General features: G+C 72.1%; 18 protein-coding genes. 7 read left to right on the forward strand and 11 right to left on the reverse strand.

The annotated features are described in order from the left end of the window. Positions 1 to 42: 42 nt before the first annotated feature. The 5 genes from ACZ6TD_RS13365 to ACZ6TD_RS13385 all read right to left on the reverse strand — a co-directional run bounded on the left by ACZ6TD_RS13365 (position 43) and on the right by ACZ6TD_RS13385 (position 4,311). Positions 43 to 699, reverse strand: a complete 657-nt coding sequence (locus ACZ6TD_RS13365) for a TetR/AcrR family transcriptional regulator (RefSeq protein ID WP_471353801.1) — start codon at positions 697 to 699, stop codon at positions 43 to 45. Positions 700 to 817: 118 nt separating this feature from the next. Next, positions 818 to 1,678: a transporter substrate-binding domain-containing protein gene (locus tag ACZ6TD_RS13370; protein ID WP_471353803.1), complete on the reverse strand. Its 861-nt coding sequence runs from the start codon at positions 1,676 to 1,678 to the stop codon at positions 818 to 820. Positions 1,679 to 1,808: 130 nt separating this feature from the next. Continuing rightward, the gene (locus tag ACZ6TD_RS13375; protein WP_471353804.1) at positions 1,809 to 2,462 is read right to left on the reverse strand and encodes a bifunctional 4-hydroxy-2-oxoglutarate aldolase/2-dehydro-3-deoxy-phosphogluconate aldolase; all 654 of its coding nucleotides are present in this window, start codon (positions 2,460 to 2,462) and stop codon (positions 1,809 to 1,811) included. Between the two features lie 219 nt (positions 2,463 to 2,681). Continuing rightward, the gene (locus ACZ6TD_RS13380; protein ID WP_471353806.1) at positions 2,682 to 3,650 is read right to left on the reverse strand and encodes a sugar kinase; all 969 of its coding nucleotides are present in this window, start codon (positions 3,648 to 3,650) and stop codon (positions 2,682 to 2,684) included. 232 nt (positions 3,651 to 3,882) lie between these two features. Beyond that, positions 3,883 to 4,311, reverse strand: a complete 429-nt coding sequence (locus ACZ6TD_RS13385) for a ribonuclease (protein ID WP_471353808.1) — start codon at positions 4,309 to 4,311, stop codon at positions 3,883 to 3,885. Between the two features lie 170 nt (positions 4,312 to 4,481). Here ACZ6TD_RS13385 and ACZ6TD_RS13390 point away from each other — a divergent pair, with 170 nt between their 5' ends. Continuing rightward, positions 4,482 to 5,159 (forward strand): helix-turn-helix domain-containing protein, encoded by a 678-nt coding sequence (locus ACZ6TD_RS13390; RefSeq protein WP_471353811.1) that lies wholly within the window; start codon positions 4,482 to 4,484, stop codon positions 5,157 to 5,159. Next, a complete protein-coding gene (locus tag ACZ6TD_RS13395) occupies positions 5,156 to 5,344 on the forward strand; it encodes a DUF6126 family protein (RefSeq protein WP_471353813.1) in 189 nt (62 codons plus the stop codon). The genes ACZ6TD_RS13390 and ACZ6TD_RS13395 overlap by 4 nt, the downstream gene beginning before the upstream one ends. Before the next feature lie 129 nt (positions 5,345 to 5,473). On the opposite strand, the gene ACZ6TD_RS13400 is transcribed toward ACZ6TD_RS13395, so the two are convergent. Further along, a complete protein-coding gene (locus ACZ6TD_RS13400) occupies positions 5,474 to 6,304 on the reverse strand; it encodes an AIM24 family protein (protein ID WP_471353816.1) in 831 nt (276 codons plus the stop codon). A gap of 160 nt (positions 6,305 to 6,464) precedes the next feature. On the opposite strand from ACZ6TD_RS13400, the gene ACZ6TD_RS13405 reads away from it, so the two are divergent. Both ACZ6TD_RS13405 and ACZ6TD_RS13410 read left to right on the forward strand, forming a co-directional pair. After that, complete coding sequence (locus ACZ6TD_RS13405; RefSeq protein WP_471357706.1) at positions 6,465 to 7,322, forward strand: SCO6745 family protein; 858 nt, start codon at positions 6,465 to 6,467, stop codon at positions 7,320 to 7,322. Positions 7,323 to 7,755: 433 nt separating this feature from the next. Continuing rightward, positions 7,756 to 10,932, forward strand: coding sequence for an NACHT domain-containing protein (locus ACZ6TD_RS13410; RefSeq protein ID WP_471353817.1), 3,177 nt, complete (start codon positions 7,756 to 7,758; stop codon positions 10,930 to 10,932). 8 nt (positions 10,933 to 10,940) lie between these two features. On the opposite strand, the gene alc is transcribed toward ACZ6TD_RS13410, so the two are convergent. From alc to ACZ6TD_RS13430, 4 genes are all read right to left on the reverse strand, one after another. Beyond that, positions 10,941 to 12,086 carry an allantoicase gene (gene alc / locus ACZ6TD_RS13415; protein ID WP_471353819.1) on the reverse strand — a complete coding sequence of 382 codons (1,146 nt, stop codon included), beginning with the start codon at positions 12,084 to 12,086 and terminating at the stop codon, positions 10,941 to 10,943. A 61-nt stretch (positions 12,087 to 12,147) separates the two neighbouring features. Beyond that, a complete protein-coding gene (gene allB, locus ACZ6TD_RS13420; RefSeq protein WP_471353821.1) occupies positions 12,148 to 13,491 on the reverse strand; it encodes an allantoinase AllB in 1,344 nt (447 codons plus the stop codon). A gap of 46 nt (positions 13,492 to 13,537) precedes the next feature. Continuing rightward, positions 13,538 to 15,055 (reverse strand): NCS1 family nucleobase:cation symporter-1, encoded by a 1,518-nt coding sequence (locus ACZ6TD_RS13425; protein WP_471353823.1) that lies wholly within the window; start codon positions 15,053 to 15,055, stop codon positions 13,538 to 13,540. Positions 15,056 to 15,160: 105 nt separating this feature from the next. Beyond that, positions 15,161 to 15,895: an aspartate/glutamate racemase family protein gene (locus ACZ6TD_RS13430; protein WP_471353825.1), complete on the reverse strand. Its 735-nt coding sequence runs from the start codon at positions 15,893 to 15,895 to the stop codon at positions 15,161 to 15,163. 291 nt (positions 15,896 to 16,186) lie between these two features. Between ACZ6TD_RS13430 and ACZ6TD_RS13435 the strand changes: the two genes are divergently transcribed. Continuing rightward, positions 16,187 to 16,978, forward strand: a complete 792-nt coding sequence (locus ACZ6TD_RS13435; RefSeq protein WP_471357710.1) for an IclR family transcriptional regulator — start codon at positions 16,187 to 16,189, stop codon at positions 16,976 to 16,978. Between the two features lie 635 nt (positions 16,979 to 17,613). Here ACZ6TD_RS13435 and ACZ6TD_RS13440 read toward each other — a convergent pair. Beyond that, positions 17,614 to 17,931 carry a DUF5955 family protein gene (locus tag ACZ6TD_RS13440; protein ID WP_471353827.1) on the reverse strand — a complete coding sequence of 106 codons (318 nt, stop codon included), beginning with the start codon at positions 17,929 to 17,931 and terminating at the stop codon, positions 17,614 to 17,616. A 275-nt stretch (positions 17,932 to 18,206) separates the two neighbouring features. Between ACZ6TD_RS13440 and ACZ6TD_RS13445 the strand changes: the two genes are divergently transcribed. Further along, complete coding sequence (locus tag ACZ6TD_RS13445) at positions 18,207 to 18,815, forward strand: nucleotidyltransferase family protein (protein ID WP_471353829.1); 609 nt, start codon at positions 18,207 to 18,209, stop codon at positions 18,813 to 18,815. Positions 18,816 to 18,939: 124 nt separating this feature from the next. Next, entirely contained in the window at positions 18,940 to 20,559 is a 1,620-nt protein-coding gene (gene aceB, locus ACZ6TD_RS13450) for a malate synthase A (protein ID WP_471353831.1), read from the forward strand. The last annotated feature ends 24 nt before the right edge of the window (positions 20,560 to 20,583 follow it).

Raw genomic sequence — 20,583 nt, forward strand, 5'->3', positions numbered from 1 at the left:
GCCCGGATTCGCGCAAATGCGCATCCCGCTGTGTTCGACAGGCTAATGGGCCGCCGTTCCGCCCGCGCCACGGGTCATGACCCGGTCCAGTTCGGCCCCGGTGAGCCCGGCGGGCAGCGACGCCGTGTCGGGGCGGGCGCGCAAACCCTCCAGGACGAGCGCGGCGATACGGCGGGCCGCGCGCCCCCAGGCGTCGGGCGGGAGTTGGGCCTGGGCGAGCATCGCGCCGGTGACGACGAGGTCGGCGGCGGTGGCGTCGGGGCGGATCGAGCCGTCGCCGACACCCCGCTTCAGGACCGTGTCCAGCGACCGGGAGATCCGCGAACCGAGGGGGTCGGCCTCGTCCGCCGAGAGCGGGCCGGGCGCGCCGAGCAGCGGCAGGGCGAGATGGTGCCGTTCGGCGAGCAGCCCGTGCAGGAAACCGGCCAGCGCGTCCAACGGCGGTGCCGCGCTGTCCTCGGCCTCCTTGGCGAGGGCGGCCACGAGTTCGTAGGAGCGGTGCATGACGGCCGCGTACAGTTCCTCGCGGTCGGCGAAGTTCCGGTAGAGCGTGGCGATGCCGACCCCGGCCTCGCGCGCCACCACGTCCAGCGGCACGGCGGGCCCGTCGCGGAGCAGGACCCGTTCGGCCGCGTCGAGGAGGGCGGCGCGGTTGGCGACGGCGTCCGAGCGGCGGCGCGCGGGTTGGGCGGGACTCATGGGGCCATCTTCCCGCTCCGGGCCGGGTGGCAGGGCGACGGACGCGAGAGTCGTACGGCGATGCCCAGATTTTCAGCCGCTCCACCGCTCTCGTGTCCGCCGCCGCGTCACCGCTTCATCACCGCTTCATCCACTCATCCTCGTACTTCTTGTACGTACCGTCGTGGGTGGCCAGATGGACCCACTGGTCGACGTACTCCTTGAACTGGGCGTCGCCGCGCGGCAGTACGTACGCCTTCTCGGAGAAGGAGAACGGCTCGTCGGGGTGGACCGCGCACAGCTCAGGGTGGATCGCGGACTGATAGCGGGTCTCGCTGGCGTCCGTCATCATCACATCGGCGCGGCCCGCGATGATCTCGTCGAAGATCGTGGTGTTGTCCGGATGGACGGTGAGGGTGGCCTGTTTGATATGGGCTCGGGCGAACTGCTCATTGGTGCCGCCCGGGTTGACCACGACTCGTACGCCCGGCTGGTCGATCTCCTCAAGCGTCCGGTACTTGTCCTTGTCCTCGCAGCGCACGATCGGCGTCTTGCCGTCGGTGAGGTACGGCTCGCTGAAGGACGCCTTACGGGCGCGGGTCAGGGTCACCGACACCCCGCCCATGCCCACGTCGCAGCGTCCGGCGACGAGGTCGTCCACCAGGGCGGCCCAGGTGGTGGGCACGAATGTCGGCTTGGCGTCCAGGCTCTTGGCGAGGTCCCCGGCCATCTTGATGTCGATGCCGGTGTAGGCGCCGGACTCGGGGTCGCGGTGGCTGAAGGGCCGGTAGTCGCCCGTGGTGCACACCCGCAGCACCCCGCGCTCGGGCACCCGGTCCAGCAGGGTGCCGCGCTGCTGCCGGGCGCGCTCGGCGGCGTTCGCCCGCGCCGACTCGGCCTGTGAAGCGGGTTTCGAGGTGGAGCCGACGGCCAGCGCCGAACCGGCGGCGGTGGCGGCGAGCACGGCGGCGAGGGCGGACAGCGTGACGGTACGTCTCACGGCACCTCCTGGGCGCGGGCGGGCGGCCGATACGAGCCGCATGATCACAGCGCGGTCAGGGTGGCAGAAGTCCCGGCCCACGGGAAGCCGTTGACCGCGGGATGGGATACGTGGGAGTCGTGTACCGCCGTCAGTACGGCTCGTGCGGCGGGTCCAGCGGAGGCGCCACATCCGCGAGGCGGGCCAGCAGTTCGGCGGCGCGCTTGCCCACGGTGTCCCGGTCGCCCTCGGACAGCGCCGAGCCCATTCCGCAGGCGACGGCCCCGGCCGCGATCCAGTCCGGAGCCTCGGCCAGGGTCACCCCGCCGGTGGGGATCACGGCGGCCTGCGGCAGCGCGGCCCGTACGTCGCTGACCCATCTGGGCCCGTAGGCGGAGGCGGGGAAGAGCTTCAGGGCGTCCGCGCCCAACTCCATCGCGCGCACCGCCTCGGTGGGCGTGGCCACCCCAGGGAAGACCGGCAGACCGTAGCGGTGACCGGTGCGGATGACCTCGGGGTCCAGGCTCGGCGAGACGAGGAAGCGGGCGCCCGCGTCCACCGCCATCCGGGCCGAGGCGCCATCGAGCACCGTGCCCGCGCCGATCACCGCGTCATCGCCGACCTCCCGGATCAGTGTGGTGACCGCCTCCAGGGCGAAGGGCGTGGTCAGCGAGATCTCCAGGCTGGTGATCCCGGCGGAGAGCAGGCTGTCCGCCGTGGCGTGGGCGTGGTCGTAGCTGTCGCTACGGACGATGGCGAGCACGCGCTGCGCGAGCGCGGCCCGGGTGATCTCCCAGCGGTACACGGCGGTCGCCGCCTTTCCTCTCCCAGGTGCTGCTGGCGATGCCGCCCCGGATTGCCTCCGGGATATGCGGCGGTTTCGGTGTGCGGTGGACGATACGCGGTGCTGTGCTGCGCTTGGTGGATCGGTATCCGGGTTGTCCGTCTTACCGGTGCTGCTCTGTGGTGTTGTGGCGTGCGCGGCCTGCGCGCTCTCCGGTGGACCGTGGGTGCCGCGGTCGGTTCAGCGGTATACCGCGTCCCCGCCCTTGGACAGTTCGGCGAGCGCCCGGTCCCGCGCGGCGGCGGTGGGCAGCCCGTCGGTATCGGTGGCGGCCTGGACGACCAGGGCGGCCACGCACGCCGCCTCGGCGAGCGCCTGGTCCTCGTGCAACCCGCGCAGCCGCGCCGACAGATAGCCGGCCGCGAAGCCGTCACCGGCGCCGATCGGATCGACGACCGGCACCGCGTGGGGCGACTGGTCCCAGCCGCCGTCCGCGGTGAGGACGGTCGAGGAGTGGTCGGCGCGCTTGATCACGACCTCGTCGGCCCCGCCGCGCAGCAGCTCCCGCGCGGCCTCGTCGGCGGGTTGGGCGGTGAGCAGCTCCAACTCCGCCTCGCCCGCGAGCACGATGTCGGCGTCGCGCAGCAACGGGCCCGCCGTCTGGGCCCACTGCGCCGCACCGCCCAGCTTGTGCCGTACGTTCGGATCGAAGGACACCTTGGCCCCGGCCTCACGGGCCAGCTCCACCAGGCGGCGGCTCGCGGCCGCCGCGGTCGGCGAGAGCATCGGCGTGATCCCGGACAGATGCAGCAGTTGGGCACCTTCGAGGGCCTCGGGGCGTATCTGCTCGGGCGTCAGCCGGGAGGCGGCCGAGCCCATGCGGTAGTACTGCACATCGATGGCGCGGTACGCGTGGCTGTCCCGCATCAGCAGCCCGGTGGGGGCGTGGTCGTCCACGATCGCGTGGGCGACGTCCACGCAGTCGGCGCGCAGCTCGCGCAGCACCGCCTCCCCCGCGGGGTCGGCGCCCACCCGGCCGAGCCAGCGCACACCGTGGCCGAGCCGGGCGAGGCCCACGGCCACATTGGATTCGGCCCCCGCCACCGACCTGCGGAAATGCACGGCCCGGTCCAGCGGAACCCCGGGCTCGGCGAGCAGGAGGAGCATCGCCTCTCCGCACGTGACCACTTCCGGACCCTTCGCCACCATGCCTCCCCGCACGTCCGCTGCTACCGAGACGGTATCGGGAAGCAACGACAATGGCCCGCGCGGGGTTCCCGGGACAGTGGCCGATAGTTCCCGGGACAGTGGCCGATTCAGGACAGCGGCGGGCGCGGAGGGGGCCCGGGACAGGGCGGGGCGGGCGGGCACAGCACCGCGGCCGCTGCCCGGCGGGGGCAGCGGCCGCGGTTGCGGGGGGTGGCGGTCTTCGGTGGCCGCGTCAGCAGCCGCGGTCCACCAGGTCGAACGAGGCGTAGTGATCCGCGGTGTAGTAGTCCTCGTCCGTCTGCTTACCGGTGACGATGCGTCGGGCGCCACGGTCGTCGGAGCCCGGGGTGATCACGGTGTACTCGTGGTAGTAGCCGGAGGACTGGGACGGAAGGACGCCTTCACGGTTCTGGAAGACGGTGCCGTCCTGCGGGAACGGGAAGGGGCCGCCCTTCTCGATCAGGTCCAGGGTGTCATGGGCCTGGGAGGGCAGATCCGAGTAGCAGATGTCGCCAACGGCGGCGATGACCTGCGACGACGCAACGGTCTGCGATATCGCCGGGGTGACGGCGGTGGCCGCGGTGGCCGTACCGCCGATGAGCAGCGTCGAGACGAGGGCGCCGAGGGCACCGATGCGGGCGATCCGTGGGGGGATTGTCATAGACATAGCATGACGCGCGTAGACGCTGTCGTGTCAATGCCAAGTGACCGCCGTTCTCCGGGAGTTCACAGGAACTGCGCCAAGCGTCGGAGGAGGTGACGAAAGCGTAACTTCTTGCCTCAGAGGCAAACTTTTTGCCTGAGAGGTCAAGGGCTGGCTATACCGGAGACATGAACCCGCTCCCCCACGGGCCCGCCGAGCGGCCCACGGGCGGACCGGCCGACGGTGACTCCGGCGGACCGTCCGCCGAGCTGCCCACCGTCGCTCCCCGCCTGCGTGACCTGCGGCGACGCAGCGGTCTGACGCTCGAGGCCGCCGCCCTTCGCGTCGGGCTCTCGCCCGCGCACCTGTCCCGGCTGGAGACGGGCCGCCGCCAGCCCTCGCTGCCGATGCTGCTGGCCCTGGCCCGTACCTACGGAACCACGGTATCCGACCTCCTGGGCGAGGTGTCCGCGGAGTGGGACCCGGTCGTACGCGCCGACCGCATGGAGGCACAGGAGGCGGGCGGCTGGACCTACTGGCAGGCCGGCGGCTCCGGCCGGGCCATGCAGGCGCTGCGGCTGCACGTACCGGAGCGCTCCGCCGTCCAGGAGGAGCTGGTGCGGGTCCACCCCGGCGAGGAGTGGCTCTACGTCCTGGGGGGCCGGCTGCGGCTGACGCTCGGCGAGACCGTGCACGCCCTCTCCGCGGGCGACGCGGCCCATTTCGACTCGCTCACCCCGCACCGCATCGCCGCCGCCTCGCCCGGCGGCGTGGATCTGCTCTTCGTCCACACACTGCTGCAGAGCGGCGCGGCCGAGCTGTGCCTCGGTGACTCCGCTCGCCGAGGAAGGCCCGGTACGCCATGAAGGACGCGAACGACGCGAGTGCGACCGATGCCCCGATGAACCCCGCGAAGCCGGCCCGGACCGGCCCGAACGAGGAGGACCGGGCGCCGATGACGTTCACGGTGCGGGTCTTCATCTACCTCGTGGGCGTCCACTTCATCGCCGCTTTTCTCTTCTTCCTCTTCTACGTGGCGGGCGCGAAGTAGGCGCTGACCTGGGGGCTGCCGCCCGGGGTCAGGCCGTAGGCGACGCCCAGGGGCCCGGGTCAGGCCGTAGGCGACGCCCAGGGCCGGGGGCCGGGCCGTAGGCGACGTCCGGGGGCCGGGGCCGGGCCGTCACCCCGCGTGGGTGGAGAACATCCCGCCCGTGGGCCCCTGCTTGTCGCCACCCTGCGCCTTCTTCAGGGCGTTCGCCAGGCCCTCGATGGTGAGCGACTGGAGGATCACCCGGCCATTGCCCTCCAGCGTGGCCAGCGACAGTCCCTCACCGCCGAAGACCGCGTTCATCAGCCCCTGGCGGTTGAGCCCGCCGATGCGCTCCACGCCGTACTGAATGCCTTCCTCGAAGGCCACGATGCAGCCCGTGTCGACCTCGATCCGGCCACCGAAATCGGCCGGGTTGAGGTCGATGAAGTTGCCCGCGCCACAGATGATCACGGTGCCGTGCCCGGTGAACTTCTCCAGGACGAACCCCTCGCCGCCGCTGCGCCCGGTCTTCCCGCCCTGGAAGGCGATCCCGAACTCCACGGTGGACTCCGCCGCCACGAAGGCGTCCTTCTCCGCGAACCACGCCCGCGTGCCGTCCAGCTCCAGCGCCCGCATCTCACCGGGCAGCACCCCCGCGAAGCCGACGGTGCCCTCGCCACCGGTGGCGGTGAAGTACTGGAACGCCAGCGACTCCCCCGCCAGCGCCCGCTGCCCCACCTGCATGGCGGTGCCCATGGCCTGGCGCAGCATCCCGCCCATGCCACCGCCAGCGCCGCTCCCGCCGTTGCCCCCGGCGGACTGACCGCCGCCCCCGCCGGGCCCGGACAGCCGGGTCTCCATCGTCACGTTCGACGTCTTGAACAGGAACTTTCCGGCCTCGCAGTAGACGGTCTGCCCCGGGTGGAGGGTGCAGACCGCCATCTGCATGGCGTTGCCGACGATCTCTTGCCGCAGGGTCACAGCCAATCTCCTCGAGGGTCGCGTCAGGTGGTGCCAGGTGCCGTCATAACCGGACATCCGAGTCAACGTCCGACCCGGACCACCAGGTTCCGTGAGCTTGACACAATGCCGGTCGTGGGCCGGCCCCGGGTCGATGCCGAAGGGAGCAGGGAGCATGGCGATGAACACCAGCGCCGCGACGACCGCCCGCACCATGTGGGCCCTCTACGAGCCGATCCACGCGGTCGCGTACTTCGCCCCGGAGGCCCTGGCCGCGTACGAGGACGCCGGGCTCCGCGGCTTCTGGCGCGGCTACTTCGCGGGCCGTGCCGCGCCCCTCGGGCCGGTCGGGCCGGAGCCCGTCGTGGCGTCCTTCTTCACCTTCGCCCCCGCGATGGTGGCCCGCGCCCTGCCCGACGTCTGGTCCCTGACCGCGCCCGAGCGGGCCCTGGAGCTCCGCCGCGCGGGCGCCGCGGCCGCCCTCACCCGGCTGCTCGCCGGGCACGAGCGCGAGGTGGAGCGCGCCGCCGAGGCCCTGGTCCCGCGCGCGGCCGGGCTGGACGGCTCCGGCCGGGTGCTGGCCGCCGCGAACGGCGTGCTGGACTTTCCCGACAAACCGGTCGAGCGGCTGTGGCATGCGGCGACCCTGCTGCGCGAGCACCGCGGCGACGGCCATGTCGCGGTCCTCGTGGCCGCCGGTCTCGACGGCTGCGAAGCCCTCGTCCTCCGTTCCGCCGTGGACGTCCCCCGCGCCGAGCTCCAGCCCCACCGCGGCTGGACCGACCAGGAGTGGGACGCCGCCGCCCAGCGCCTGACCGACCGTGGCCTCCTCACCCCGGACGCCACCGCGACGGAGGCCGGACGCGAACTGCTCCGGACGGCCGAGACCGCCACGGACCAAGCGGCGGAACGCCCCTGGCGTCCGCTGGCCCCCGAGCAGGTGGCGACCCTGGTCCGGCTCCTCACCCCCCTCACCACCGCCTGCGCCGCCGCCCTCCGCTTCCCCAACCCGATCGGGGTCCCGCAGCCGACGGGGTGATCGGTCTCAACATGACGCCCGGCCGCCCGGCGCCCCGGCCAGCCGACACGGACACAGATAATCCGTGCGCGCGACACGTGGAGGCGTGCCAAGAAGCCCGAGTCGTCCCAGGCCGACGATCAGCCGTCCCCGGCGGATGAGGGGGAGCAGCCGCCTGCCGCCGCATAGGAGTGTCCCGGCCTCCCGTGCCCCACGGAGCCCCGAGCGGCATCCCCCGGGCGCCGCACACGAGAGAGCCCCGGAGACCCCACGACAGGCCCTGGAGCTCTCACTGGCCCAAGGGCTAGTTGACTGGGCGTAAGCGGAACCGCCGCGCCACGGGGTCCTGTTCCTAAGCTGATGGGAAACCGGGACCCGCCAGGCCGTCAGGCGGCTTTGGCCGGCCGGAACCGGATGGGAGCCAGAGTGGTGCGTCCAGAAAGGGGTCTGCGGAGTGAGCGCTGAGGCAGCCGCCATCAATCTGGGGCGGACGGTCGCGACCCGCGTCGTGCGGATATGGCTCGAACCGCGCCGGCGCGAGCAGGAGAGCCGGATGGAGATGTCCGCCCTGGTCCGGCGGCGGGTGCCGGGGCTGCGGGCGCAGCGGGGCGTGGAGCGGCAGTTCGAGCAGATCGCGGACGCGGTCGCGGCGCGGCTGGAGCCCATGTGCGGGCATGAGTTCCGCGGCCTGGAGGAGGGCGGGCGGCAGGCGGCGCTCGACGGTGTTACGGCGGCCTTCGCCCACGCGGACCTGTCCGACGAGGCGATCCTCGGGTCCGACGCCAACCCCGCCGAGCTGGCCCGCCGGGTGCGGGCCTCCGCTCCCCCGCCCGCCGGGCTGGGCGAGGCGGCCACGCACTTCTACGAGCTGCTGCTGGCCGAGTGCTGCGACTGCTACGTGCGGATCCTGCAGCGGCTCCCGGTCTTCACCGAGCGCGGGATCGCCGAGCTGCTGGGGCGGGTCGGCGAGCTCGGCTCCGAGCTGAGCCGGGTGCTGGAGCGGCTCCCCGTCAGATCGCTGTACGCGCCGCAGGGGGCGGATCTGGACACCGCCTTCCGCAGGGAGTACCTGGAGTTCCTCAGCCGCACCCTGGACGAGGTGGAGCTGTTCAGCTTCACCGCCGGTCAGGCCCCGCGCACCAAGCTGTCCGTCGCCTACATCAGTCTGCGGGTCAGCACGGACGGAGACGGCCGGGCCGCGCCGAGGTCGGCCGGTGGGCCCGACCAACGGCTGCGGACGGGCATCAGCTCATGGGACGGTCCCGAGCAGGAGTCGTCGGCGAGCGTACGGGTCGAGGCGGCGCTGAAGGAGTCGGCTCGCATTCTGCTGCGCGGGGAGGCGGGTTCCGGCAAGACGACGCTGCTCAACTGGCTGGCCGTCACCGCGGCACGCGGCGCCTTCAGCGGGGATCTGGCCGAGTGGAACGGCCTGGTCCCCGTCCTGGTCAAACTGCGGCGCTACGCCTCCCGCGAGCTGCCGCGCCCGGAGGAACTGCTGGACGCCACGGCCGGGCCGCTGACCGGTCATATGCCCCGCGCCTGGGTGGATCGCGCTTTTCAGGCGGGGCGGGTGCTGCTGCTCGTCGACGGGGTGGACGAACTCGTCGCGGGCGAACGGCGCAAGGTCCGGGAGTGGCTGCGGCTGTTGCTCAACGCCTACCCGCAGACCCGTACGGTGGTGACGTCCCGGCCGACCGCCGCGCGCGGCGACTGGCTGCGCGCGGAGGGCTTCGCCCCGGTGGGGCTGGAGCGGATGACGCCCGCGGATCTGCGGGCGTTCGTACGGCAGTGGCATCAGGCGGTGGGAGCCCAGGGCGGCGATCTGCCGTGCGCCCTGGAGGAGCTGCCGCACTACGAGCGGGCGTTGCTGGCGGCGCTCCAGGACCGCCCTCATCTGCGGACGCTCGCAGCGAGCCCCCTGCTGGCCGCGCTGCTGTGCGCGTTGCACCTGGGGCGGCGCCGGCGGCTGCCGCGCAACCGCATGGAGCTGTACCGCATAGCCCTGGAACTGCTGGTGCAGCGCCGCGACGCGGAGCGCGGGGTGCCCAGCGCGCTGGACGTACAGCTCAGCCTGACCGACAAGCTGTGCGTGCTGCGGGATCTGGCGTGGCGGCTTTCGGACAACAACCGCAGTGAGATCTCTACGGAGAAGGCGCTGGCCCATGTCACCGTCAAGGTGGCGTCGATGCGCCATCTGGACGCCGGGGGCGAGGCGGTGCTGGATCACCTGGTGTCGCGTTCGGGGGTGCTGCGCGTCCCCGCCGAGGACCGCATCGACTTCCTGCACCGCAGCTTCCAGGAGTACCTGGCGGCAGAGGAGGCGGCGGCAGAGGACCGCATCGGCAATCTGGTCGAGCGGGCCCATCTGGACACCTGGCGGGAGACCATCATCATGGCCGCCGGACATGCCAACCGCAGTCAGCGGCAGGAACTCGTCACCGGCATCCTGGACCGCGCGGAGGCCGAACGCCGCCATGCGCGGAGCCTGCGGCTGCTGGCGGCGTCCTGTCTGGAGACGATGGAGTCCGTGCCGGAGGGGCTCGCGGCACGGCTGGACGAGAACCTCCGGGTGCTGGTGCCGCCGAGGCGCCGTAAGGACGCCGTGTCACTCGCGGCGGTGGGGGACCCGGTGCTCCGTCGGCTGCCGCGCTCGCTGGACGGTCTCACGGACGCGGCCGCCAGGGCGGCCGTGCGGACCGCCGCGCTCATCGGTGGCGAGCGTGCGCTCGATGTGCTGGATGCTTACGCGGAGGCGGAACGAGTCGGTGCGCACCAAGACCTCGCCGATGCCTGGGAGTATTTCGATCCGGACGAGTACGCCCAGCGGGTGCTCGCCAAGCTTTCCCTGGAACGCGTCACGCTGAAGCTCTCCCACCCAAGTCAGTGGGCCGCGGCCAGGAAGCTGGGGTCAGTACGAAAGCTGTCGATCAGCTATCCACTCACGTCCGGTCTCGCGACGCTCACAGATCTCCCCGGACTCTCCTCGCTGTGGATCTTACGGCTGGTGGGCGACAACGACCTGAGCCCGCTCGCCTCCCACCCCCAGCTCAGCACGCTTTCGATCACCGGAGACACTGCCCTGGAGGACGCCTCACCGTTGAGCGCGCTCACGCACCTTGAGGAATTGAGCCTCGTCGGCTGGTCTTCCCTCCCTCCCGTGAGCGAGATCCCCGTGCCGGGGACCTTGACGACACTGAACCTGGGAGTCCTGCCCCACGATCCTGACTTGGGGTTTCTCCACGATCTACCGTCGCTCGACAGGCTGTACCTGGCAGGCTCGGGGACTCCGCGCAACCTCGCGAGCCTTTCAGCGGCAACCATCTCCGAACGACTGTGGCTGGGCGGCTTCGACTTCACCGCATGCCTCCCCGTCTTGTCAGCCTTCCTGCGCATCCCGGACCTGAGCTTCTACGGCTGCGCCCTTCCGGCGGACCTCAGCCCGCTCAACGCCGCTCCTTCCCTCGAATTGGTGTTCTTCGGCGCATGCCAAGGTCCGAACCCCGGCCCCCTGGACCTCTCGTCCCTGGCTGGGCGTTCGGACCCGACGCAGCTCACCATCAAGGTGGGCAGGACGCAAACAGTCACCGGAGCCGAACAACTCGGTCCCGGCATCCGCGTCCAGTACCTGTAGCGCCGGAGCTAGCCGCCCAGCTCCGCGTGGCGCGCCGCCAGCCGCTGCGCGCCGTGTTCGGTCAGCGAGCCGTGCAGCCGCAGCCGGGCCACGCCGCCGTCCGGGTAGATGTCGATCCGGACGTGGGTCACCGGCGGGGCCGCGTCCAGGAGGAAGCGGTGGACCGTGTCGGGCTGGAGGCGGGTGCGGGGCAGCAGTTCGGTCCAGGCCGGGGCCGTGTGGTCGGCCGGGTCCGCGCCGGACGTCGCGTCGAGGCCGTACAGCGCCGCCCAGCCCGGCGCGTTGCCCTTGTAGCAGCCGGTGTCGATCTCCACGGCGCGGATGGTCCCCTGGGCGGCGAGGCGGTAGCGGACCCAGTCGTGGCCCTTGTCCCGGCGCCGGCGGGTCTCCCAGCCCTCGTCCATACGGCGGGAGCGGCCCGGCCGGATGGAGTTGGCGGGCGGGGAGTAGAAGCGGTCGGAGGCGTCCTCGGCCGCCCCGCCGTGCTCCAGCGCCACCAGGTCGAAGGTGCCGAGCGCGGTGAGCCAGGCCGGGTCGGGGGCGGCCTCGCCGTGGACGCGGAGGCGGGCGATGCCGCCGTCGGGGTGCTGCTTGAGGCGGAGGTGGGTGAAGCGGCGGCGGACGGAGACGGGGAAGCCGTTGGCCGCGTGGCCGCCGATCGGCGTACGGGGGACGAGCTCGGTCCATACGACGTCGTCGGCGAGGAGCTCCTCGGGGGACGGGGTGCCGTCCACCGCCGTCGCCTCGACGCTCACCGCCCGCGGGTGGTTGCCGCGGAAGTGGGCGGTGTCGACCACGATGCCGTGGACGACCCCGGGCGCGCCGAGGCGGACCAGGGCCCAGTCGTGGTCGTCCTCGGCCGGATGCGGGGTGTCGGCCGAGGCCCCGCGCCGCCGCCGGGTCTCCCAGCCGTCCATGACCTTGCCCTTGTGGCCGAAGGACTCGGGGGCGAAGCGCGGCGTTTCGGGCTTCAGCAGATTCTCGCGCTCGGCGAAGAACTCGTCGTTGGCCGCGATCACGCTTCCGCCCAGCCGCCGGTCGGCCAGGTCCAGGAGGTGGGTGAAGGGGAGGTCGGCGGTCCGGTAGTCGGCGTACGGATCGCCACCGCCGTACGGGGCGGCGTCGCCGGTGAAGCGGGGGATCGGCGCGGTCATGGGCGGGCCTGCCTTTCCATCGGCGCGGTCATGGGCGGGGCTGCCCTTACCAGCGGCGCGGTCATGGGCGGGGCTGCCTTTCCAGGAGTCGGCCGGTGGGTTCGGTCGGCGTGCCATGGTCGGCGATCTTCCGGCCGCGCAGCCATGTGGACCGTACGACGCCGTACAGCGTTCTGCCCGCGTAGGCGGTGACCTGATTGCGGTGGTGGAGGGCGGCGGGGTCCACGGTGAAGGTCTCGTCGGGGGCGAGGACCGCGAAGTCGGCGTCGCGCCCGACGTCGATGGCGCCCTTACGGTCGAGACCGACGAGCGCGGCGGGGCCGGTGGACATCCAGCGGGCCACGTCGTCAAGGGTGTGGCCGCGCCTCCGGGCCGCCGTCCAGACGGCGGGGAGCCCGAGCTGGAGCGATGAGATGCCGCCCCAGGCCCGCCCGAAGTCGCCGACCTTGAGGTCGGCCGTACAGGGCGAGTGGTCGGAGACCACGCAGTCGATCTCCCCGGCCGCCAGGCCCGCCCACAGGGCGTCCTGGTTGGCGGCCTCCCTGATGGGCGGACAGCATTTGAACTCCGTGGCGCCGTCGGGGACTTCCTCGGCGGTGAGGGTCAGGAAGTGCGGGCAGGTCTCCACGGTGATCCGGACGCCCTTACGGCGGGCGTCGGCGATCAGCGGCAGCGCGTCGGCGGACGAGAGGTGCAGGACGTGGACGCGGGCGTGCAGCTCGCGGGCGAGGGCGATGAGGTCCGCGATGGCCTCGTTCTCGGCGGCGCGCGGGCGGGATGCGAGGAAGTCGGCGTAGCGCGGGCCGGTGGGCGGCGGGGCGCCGTCGATGAGGCGGGCGTCCTCGGCGTGGACGATGAGCAGTCCGCCGAAGCCCGCGATCTCCCGTAGGGCGGTCCGGAGCTGGTCGGGGGCGAGTGGCGGGAATTCGTCCACGCCGGAGGGGAGCAGGAACGCCTTGAAGCCGAGGACGCCCGCGTCGTGCAGCGGCCGCAGCTCCTGGGCGTTCCCGGGCACGGCGCCGCCCCAGAACCCGATGTCGACATGGGCCGACCGCCGGGCCACGGCCCGTTTGACCTCCAGGGCCGGGACGGTGGTGGTCGGCGGGACGCTGTTGAGCGGCATGTCGACGAGGGTGGTGACACCGCCGGCCGCGGCGGCGCGGGTGGCGGAGCCGAACCCCTCCCATGCGGTGCGGCCGGGGTCGTTGACATGGACGTGGGTGTCGACGAGGCCGGGGAGCAGGACGTCGTCGCCGAGGTCCTCGACCCGCGCGCCGTCCGGGTCCGGGGCGTCGTACGGCCCGACGGCCACGATGCGGCCGTCGGCGACGGCCACGGAGGCCGCGCGCGGGCCGTCCGGCGTGACCACGTTGGCCGAGCGCAGCACCAGCTCGACGTCGGACACCGACACCCTCCTCGCCCCTCGCCCTCGACACTTCCGCGAACCGGAATCAACTTTCCGTTGAATCATTCACATGATTCACTCCGTGGACGGCCCCGGTCAAGGCCCCACCCGACGTGACCTGCGAGGGAATCGGCACGTCGACCAGCGCACCGCCAGTGCGGACCTTGGCGGACCTCAGGGCATAGATACCCCCGGCGAGGGCCATGCCGAAGACCCAGGAGAACGGGGCCACGTCCTCGAACCCCTTGACCAGGGCCAGCACCGCCGACACCGCGGCCGAGGGCACGAAGGCGATGATCGCCTCCGGATTGAAGCCCTTGCGGTAGTAGTAGGCCCCCGCCTCATCGGCGCTGAAGAGCGCGTCGACGTCGATACGGCCGCGCCGCACCAGGTAGTAGTCCACGAGCAGGACGGCGACCAACGGACCGAGGAAGGCACCCAGGGCACCCAGGAAGTACTGGATGACGACCGGGCTGGAGTAGAGCTTCCACGGCATGACCACGATCGCCAGCACCGCCGTGATCATGCCGCCGCGCCGGAAGTCGAGGTACTTCGGCGCGAGATTGGCGAAGTCGTACGCGGGCGAGACGAAGTTGGCGACGACGTTGATGCCGATGGTGGCCACCATGAACGACAGCGCGCCGATCACCGTGACCACCGGGTTGTCGATCTTCGCGATGACCTGGACCGGATCGGAGATCGCCTCGCCGAACACCGAGATCGTGCCGGCCGTCATCAGCACGGCGACAACGGCGAAGGCGGTGAAGTTGACCGGCAGCCCGAGCAGATTGCCGCGCCGGTAGGCCCGGTGGTCAGGGGTGAACCGCGCGAAGTCGGCGTAGTTGAGCACGAGGGTGAGGAAGGTCGCGACCGTCAGACTGACCGCGATCAGGCTCTGATGGAGTTGCTCACCCGCGCTGAGCCCGGTCAGGCTCTCGGTGAGCGAGATGTCCCCGCCCGCCTTGGCGATCAGCCAGACGGCGAGCGCGAGCATGACCAGCCAGACCACCGGGCCGGTGGCGAGGTCCTGCACCTTGCGGATGAACTCCATGCCCCGGGTGAGCAGCACCGCCTGCAGCAGCCACATCACCAGGAAGGCGATCCAGCCGAGGGTGGACAGCCCGAAGACGGAGTTGTGGTCGTATTCGGCGAGCGAGGGCGCCAGTTGGACGCCGAGGAGGATCAACGCCTCCGACGCCAGCCAGGTCTGGATGCCGTACCAGGCGACCGCCATCACCGCTCGCAGCAGGGCGGGGATATTGGCCCCGTACACCCCCCAACTGGCCCGCGCGAGCACGGGGAAGGGCACACCGGTGCGGTGGCCGGCGTGGCCCATGCGGTTCATGAGCCAGTAGAGGATGGTGACACCGGCCAGGAGAGCCAGGAACACCTCCCACGTCGGCAGCCCCAGCACGAACAGGCTCGCCGCGAAGGCGTAGTTGCTGATCGCATGGGTGTCGGACATCCACATGGCGAAGATGCTGTACGTCCCCCACTTGCGCTCCACGGCGGGGGCGAGGTCCTCGTTGTAGAGACGGGGGTCTGGCGTGGCGGGTGGTGCCATGGCGCCCTCCATAAGAGTCGTCCGGAATAACTTTTCCGCATGACGGTGCCTTGAAGGTGTTGCCGTTCGATTACGCCGACGTTGCCCGCGGACTCACCCGTGGGATCAGGACGGCCGTGCGCTGACAGGCCAGCCGCCGATGGCCTTGGGACGGGGCGGGGCGAAGGTGCGCACCTTGCTGGTGGAGAGACCGAGCCCGACCACCGACTCGGCGAACCGCACCGCGGCGGCGACGCCGTCCACGACCGGGACCCCGCCCAGTGCCGCCGAGACCTGGTCCTGGAGCCCGGCCATGCCACCGCACCCCAGGCAGATCACCTCGGCGCCGTCCCGCTCCACCACCTCGCGCGCGGTCCGCACGATGGCCTCGACGGTCCGCTCCGGGTCTTCCTCCAGCTCCAGCACGCCCAGGCCGGTGCCGCGCACCGCCGCGCAGCGCTGCGCCAGCCCGGCGGTGAGCAGCCGGTCCCTGATCTGCGGTACGGCCCGGTCGAGAGTGGTGACGACCCCGTAGGCGTGGCCGAGCATCATGGCCAGCTGGGCGGCGGACTCGGTGATGTCGAGGACCGGTACGTCGAGGAGTTCCTGCGCCCCCTCGCGGCCCGGCTCGCCGAAGCCGGCCATCACGAGGGCGTCGAAGGGCTCGTCGTACGTGGCCAGTCGGTCCAGTACGGCGGCGGCGCTGAGATAGCCCTCGAAGTGACCCTCGATCGACTCGGGCCCCCACAGCGGCTCGGTGGCCACGATCTCGGTGCCGGGGCTCGCGCTCGCCTCCGCGATGGCCCGGATCGAGGCCGTCATGGAGGCGGTGGTGTTGGGGTTCAGCACGAGGATGCGCATGGGACTCCCGCAGCGGTTCCGGTCCAGTGATTCAGGACGTCGATTCCGTAGGATGAAAGTTGACTTTCGATACAGAGAACCTAGCCAGCCCCGCCACCGGCGTCGAGGGAACCCGGTATTCCGGCATCGGCCGATCATGGCCAGTCCCCCATACCGGCCGTGACCGGCACCGACAGCATTTCCAAGCCCGCTGTGGGCGTCGCCGGGGACCGGTAGGCTGCCCGTGGCCGGTCGGCAGCGGATCGTCACCGCGTGCGGACCGGTGCCGACCGCTGGGAAAGGAACACCGACGTGCCGTCCGCCGAGTCCAAGACCGCCGCCACCACCGCCGGATCCGGTGGCGTCCAGTCCCTGGAGCGCGCCTTCGATCTGCTGGAGCGGATGGCCGACGCCGGGGGCGAGGTCGGACTGAGCGAGCTCTCCACCAGCAGCGGGCTGCCGCTGCCCACCATCCACCGCTTGATGCGCACGCTGGTGGCCTGCGGCTACGTCCGGCAGCAGCCCAACCGCCGCTACGCCCTCGGGCCCCGGCTGATCCGGCTCGGCGAGAGCTCGTCCCGGCTGCTGGGCACCTGGGCGCGGCCGTATCTGGCGCGGCTGGTGGAGGAGACCGGCGAGACCGCGAACATGGCGCTGCTGGACGGCGATGAGGTGGTGTACGTCGCGCAGGTGCCCTCGCGCCATTCGATGCGGATGTTCACCGAGGTCGGGCGGCGGGTGCTGCCCCACACCACGGGCGTCGGCAAGGCGCTGCTGGCGGGCACGCCCCCCGAGGAGGTGCGCGCGCTCCTGGGGCGTACCGGCATGCCTGCGGCGACCGAGAAGACGATCACCTCGCCGGACGAGTTCCTCGACGCGCTGCGGCAAGTCCACGAACGGGGCTACGCGGTGGACGACAACGAGCAGGAGATGGGCGTGCGCTGCCTCGCCGTCTCGGTGCCCGACTCCCCCGCCCCGGCGGCCATCTCCATCTCGGGCCCGGCGGGCCGGGTGACGGACGAGGCCACGGAGCGGATCGTGCCGATCCTGAAGGAAGTCGCGGCGGAGCTGTCGGGCGCGCTGGCCAGCACGGGGTCCGCCTGACGGCGGAGGGGAACGGCGGGCGGCCCCCATGGGGTGTCCGGCGGACCACGCGGCGGAGTCGCGTAGCGATGCTTTCCCCTCCCCGCCCCTTCCCGTAACCAGGGGCTCCGCCCCTGGACCCCGGGGCCTGGGGCGGAGCCCGCCACGCGGCGGAGCCCCATATCGATGCCGCGGGAGGGAACGAAGCCCAGGCCCGGGGGCCTGGGGCAGAGCCCCGACCCGGACCCTGGAACAGAACCCCGACCCGGAGCCAGGAACAGAGCCCCGATCCAGGGGTCTGGGGCGGAGCCCCAGTTTCGGGAAGGGGCGGGGAGGGGAGCAGCCCGCCGCAGGCCGCACCTGACGTCCCGCTCGACGCACGCGCCCCATCGCCCGGCGGCGGACCACCGAGGTGGGTCCGGACCACTGGGCCACCCACAGCCTGGCAGGACCGCCGGGCCGACGCCGGTGCGGGCGGGACCGCTGAGGCGACGCCGGTGCGCGCGAGACCGCTGAGGCGCCCCCGGGCGCCGGGCGGGAACGCCCGGCCGCCACCCGACGCAAGCGGGACCACGCGGACCCGGACCACCGCCCGGCGCGGGCGGGGCCGTCGGGCTGGGCGGCTCGGGCTTGACCGTTGACCGTTGTCCGGGCGCTCAGTCCCTCCCTATGCCCGTCTGTGGCACATTGCCGAACTGGTCGATCGCCACGCGGACACCCGTCAGGGCGGGGCCCAGGGCGCTGACCGAGCCCAGGGCGCCCGCGATGAGGAGCAGCGAGCGGCGCAGCCGGTGCAGCTCCGGGGCGCCGGTGCGGGCCATGGCGTCGAGCGCGGCCAGCTCGTCGTCCGCGATCGCCCGGTCGGGTAATTCCGCCGGGTGGGCGGCCAGTTCGCGCCTGAGCCGGGCCACGGCACGGCGCAGCTCGGCCGCCCTCGGATCGTCCTCGGTGCCCGCCACTCGCCTGACTTCCACGACTGCGGCGCCCTCCACTGACAAGGCGCCGGGTTCACCCCAGAGCCTCGCGCCATCGTTGGCCAACACTGCCCTTCTCCCCCTCGCGCCCTCTCGCACGAGCCTGCCCCCTCTCCCGCATGGCCGCCCCAACCCTCCACCTCGCGTGGATTCGGACACAAGGGGCCGCGGATCAGTTAACGCCACTCAGTGCACGACGCGCTATACGGAGAGCGAAAATCAGACCGGCTGGGATGAAGCCCCCGCGCGGCCCCGATGTGCGGTAAGCAGGGCCCATGGAACGCACAACGGAGGACTCCGCGCAGGTCGCCGGGATCGTGCTGGCCGCCGGGGGCGGCCGGCGGCTGGGCGGGCGCCCCAAGGCCCTTTTGACGCATCGGGGACGGCCACTGGTGGAGCACGCCGCGCACGCGCTGCGGGAGGGCGGCTGCGCCCCGGTGCACATCGTGCTGGGCGCCGCGGCCGGGACCGTACGGGCGCGGGCCCGGCTGGACGGGTACGTCCTGGTGGACAACCCCGACTGGGAGCAGGGCATGGGCTCCTCGCTGCGGGCCGGGCTCGCCTCACTGGCCGGTACGGGCGCGGAAGCGGCGCTGGTCGCGCTGGTGGACCAGCCGGGGATCGGCGCCGAGGCCGTGGCGCGGGTGGTGGCCGCGTACCGTTCGCCGTCCACCCTGGCGGCCGCCGCGTACGGCGGGGAGCGGGGGCATCCGGTGCTGTTCGGCGCGGACCGGTGGGCCGATATCACCGCGAGTGCGGTGGGCGACCGGGGGGCACGCGCCTATCTGCGGGCGCATCAGTCCGCGATCAGGCTCGTCGACTGCTCGGACATCGCCCGTACGGACGACATCGACACCCCCGAGGACCTGACGCTGCTGGAGTGAGGGGCACCGACGGGCAAGGTGGCGGTTCAACAGCACATTGAACTTCCACCATGAGAAACTTACTATCCACAAAGCAGAAGCATCGCGAGCGCCCAGCCGAGACTCGCCCAAGGAGTGACAGCCCATGTCCGCACCAGCGCCGTCCCCGCTGGCCATCGTCGACGCCGAACCGCTGGAGCGTCAGGGGGAGGTGCTGACCGACGCGGCCCTGGCCTTCCTGGCCGAGCTCCACCACCGCTTCACCCCGCGCCGGGACGAGCTGCTCGCGCGCCGCGCCGAGCGCCGCGCCGAGATCGCCCGCACCAGCACCCTCGACTTCCTCCCGGAGACCGCCCACATCCGGGACGACCCGGACTGGCGCGTCGCCCCGGCCCCACCCGCGCTCGAGGACCGCCGGGTGGAGATCACCGGCCCCACCGACCGCAAGATGACCATCAACGCCCTCAACTCGGGCGCCAAGGTCTGGCTCGCGGACTTCGAGGACGCATCCGCACCGACCTGGGCCAATGTGATCGGCGGTCAGCTCAATCTGATCGACGCCTATGAGCGCCGGATCGACTTCACCTCCCCCGAGGGCAAGAGCTACGCCCTGCGGCCCGACGACGCGCTGGCCACCGTCGTCACCCGGCCGCGCGGCTGGCACCTCGACGAGCGCCATCTGCGCGCCGCCGACGGCCGCCCCGTCCCCGGCGCCCTGGTGGACTTCGGGCTGTACTTCTTCCACAACGCCCGCCGTCTGCTCACCCGGGGCCAGGGGCCGTACTTCTACCTCCCCAAGACCGAGTCCCACCTCGAGGCCCGCCTCTGGAACGACGTCTTCGTCTTCGCGCAGGACCACCTCTCCATTCCACAAGGGACGATCCGCGCCACCGTTCTGATCGAGACGATCACGGCGGCGTACGAGATGGACGAGATCCTCTACGAGCTCCGCGACCACGCCTCCGGGCTCAACGCGGGCCGCTGGGACTACCTCTTCTCGATCGTGAAGAACTTCCGCGACGGCGGCCCCGGTTTCGTCCTGCCGGACCGCAACGCGGTCACGATGACCGCCCCGTTCATGCGCGCCTACACCGAACTGCTCGTCCGCACCTGCCACAAGCGCGGCGCCCACGCGATCGGCGGCATGGCGGCCTTCATCCCCTCGCGCCGCGACCCCGAGGTCAACGCCGTCGCGTTCGACAAGGTCAAGGCCGACAAGGACCGTGAGGCCGGCGACGGCTTCGACGGCTCCTGGGTCGCCCACCCCGATCTGGTCCCGGTGGCCCGCGCCTCCTTCGACGCGGTCCTCGGCGACCGGCCGCACCAGAAGGAGCGGCTGCGCGAGGACGTCCACGTCACCGCGGCCGAGCTGATCGACATCGCCTCGCTCGACGCCAGGCCCACGTACGAGGGGCTGCGCAACGCGGTCGCGGTCGGCATCCGCTACATCGAGGCGTGGCTGCGCGGGCAGGGCGCCGTCGCGATCTTCAACCTGATGGAGGACGCGGCCACCGCCGAGATCTCCCGCTCCCAGATCTGGCAGTGGGTCAACGCGGGGATCGTCTTCGAGAACGGCGAGAAGGCCACCGCCGATCGGGTCCGTAAGGTCGCCGCCGAGGAACTGGCGGCGATCCACGAGGAGGTCGGCGAGGAGACCTTCGCCGCGGGCAGGTGGAACCAGGCGCACGATCTGCTGCTGAAGGTCGCGCTGGACGAGAACTACACCGAGTTCCTGACGCTGCCCGCGTACGAACTGCTGGACTGACGCGACCCGTTCACGCGGAAGAAG

Source organism: Streptomyces yongxingensis (genome assembly GCF_055597465.1).

Coding starts and splice junctions, on each gene's coding strand:
- ACZ6TD_RS13385 (WP_471353808.1), bottom strand. CDS start 4,311: ATGACAATCCCCCCACGGATCGCCCGCATCGGTGCCCTCGGCGCCCTC.
- alc (WP_471353819.1), bottom strand. CDS start 12,086: ATGACCGCGCCGATCCCCCGCTTCACCGGCGACGCCGCCCCGTACGGC.
- ACZ6TD_RS13380 (WP_471353806.1), bottom strand. CDS start 3,650: ATGGTGGCGAAGGGTCCGGAAGTGGTCACGTGCGGAGAGGCGATGCTC.
- ACZ6TD_RS13390 (WP_471353811.1), top strand. CDS start 4,482: ATGAACCCGCTCCCCCACGGGCCCGCCGAGCGGCCCACGGGCGGACCG.
- ACZ6TD_RS13430 (WP_471353825.1), bottom strand. CDS start 15,895: ATGCGCATCCTCGTGCTGAACCCCAACACCACCGCCTCCATGACGGCC.
- ACZ6TD_RS13445 (WP_471353829.1), top strand. CDS start 18,207: ATGGAACGCACAACGGAGGACTCCGCGCAGGTCGCCGGGATCGTGCTG.
- ACZ6TD_RS13365 (WP_471353801.1), bottom strand. CDS start 699: ATGAGTCCCGCCCAACCCGCGCGCCGCCGCTCGGACGCCGTCGCCAAC.
- ACZ6TD_RS13395 (WP_471353813.1), top strand. CDS start 5,156: ATGAAGGACGCGAACGACGCGAGTGCGACCGATGCCCCGATGAACCCC.
- ACZ6TD_RS13405 (WP_471357706.1), top strand. CDS start 6,465: ATGAACACCAGCGCCGCGACGACCGCCCGCACCATGTGGGCCCTCTAC.
- aceB (WP_471353831.1), top strand. CDS start 18,940: ATGTCCGCACCAGCGCCGTCCCCGCTGGCCATCGTCGACGCCGAACCG.
- ACZ6TD_RS13425 (WP_471353823.1), bottom strand. CDS start 15,055: ATGGCACCACCCGCCACGCCAGACCCCCGTCTCTACAACGAGGACCTC.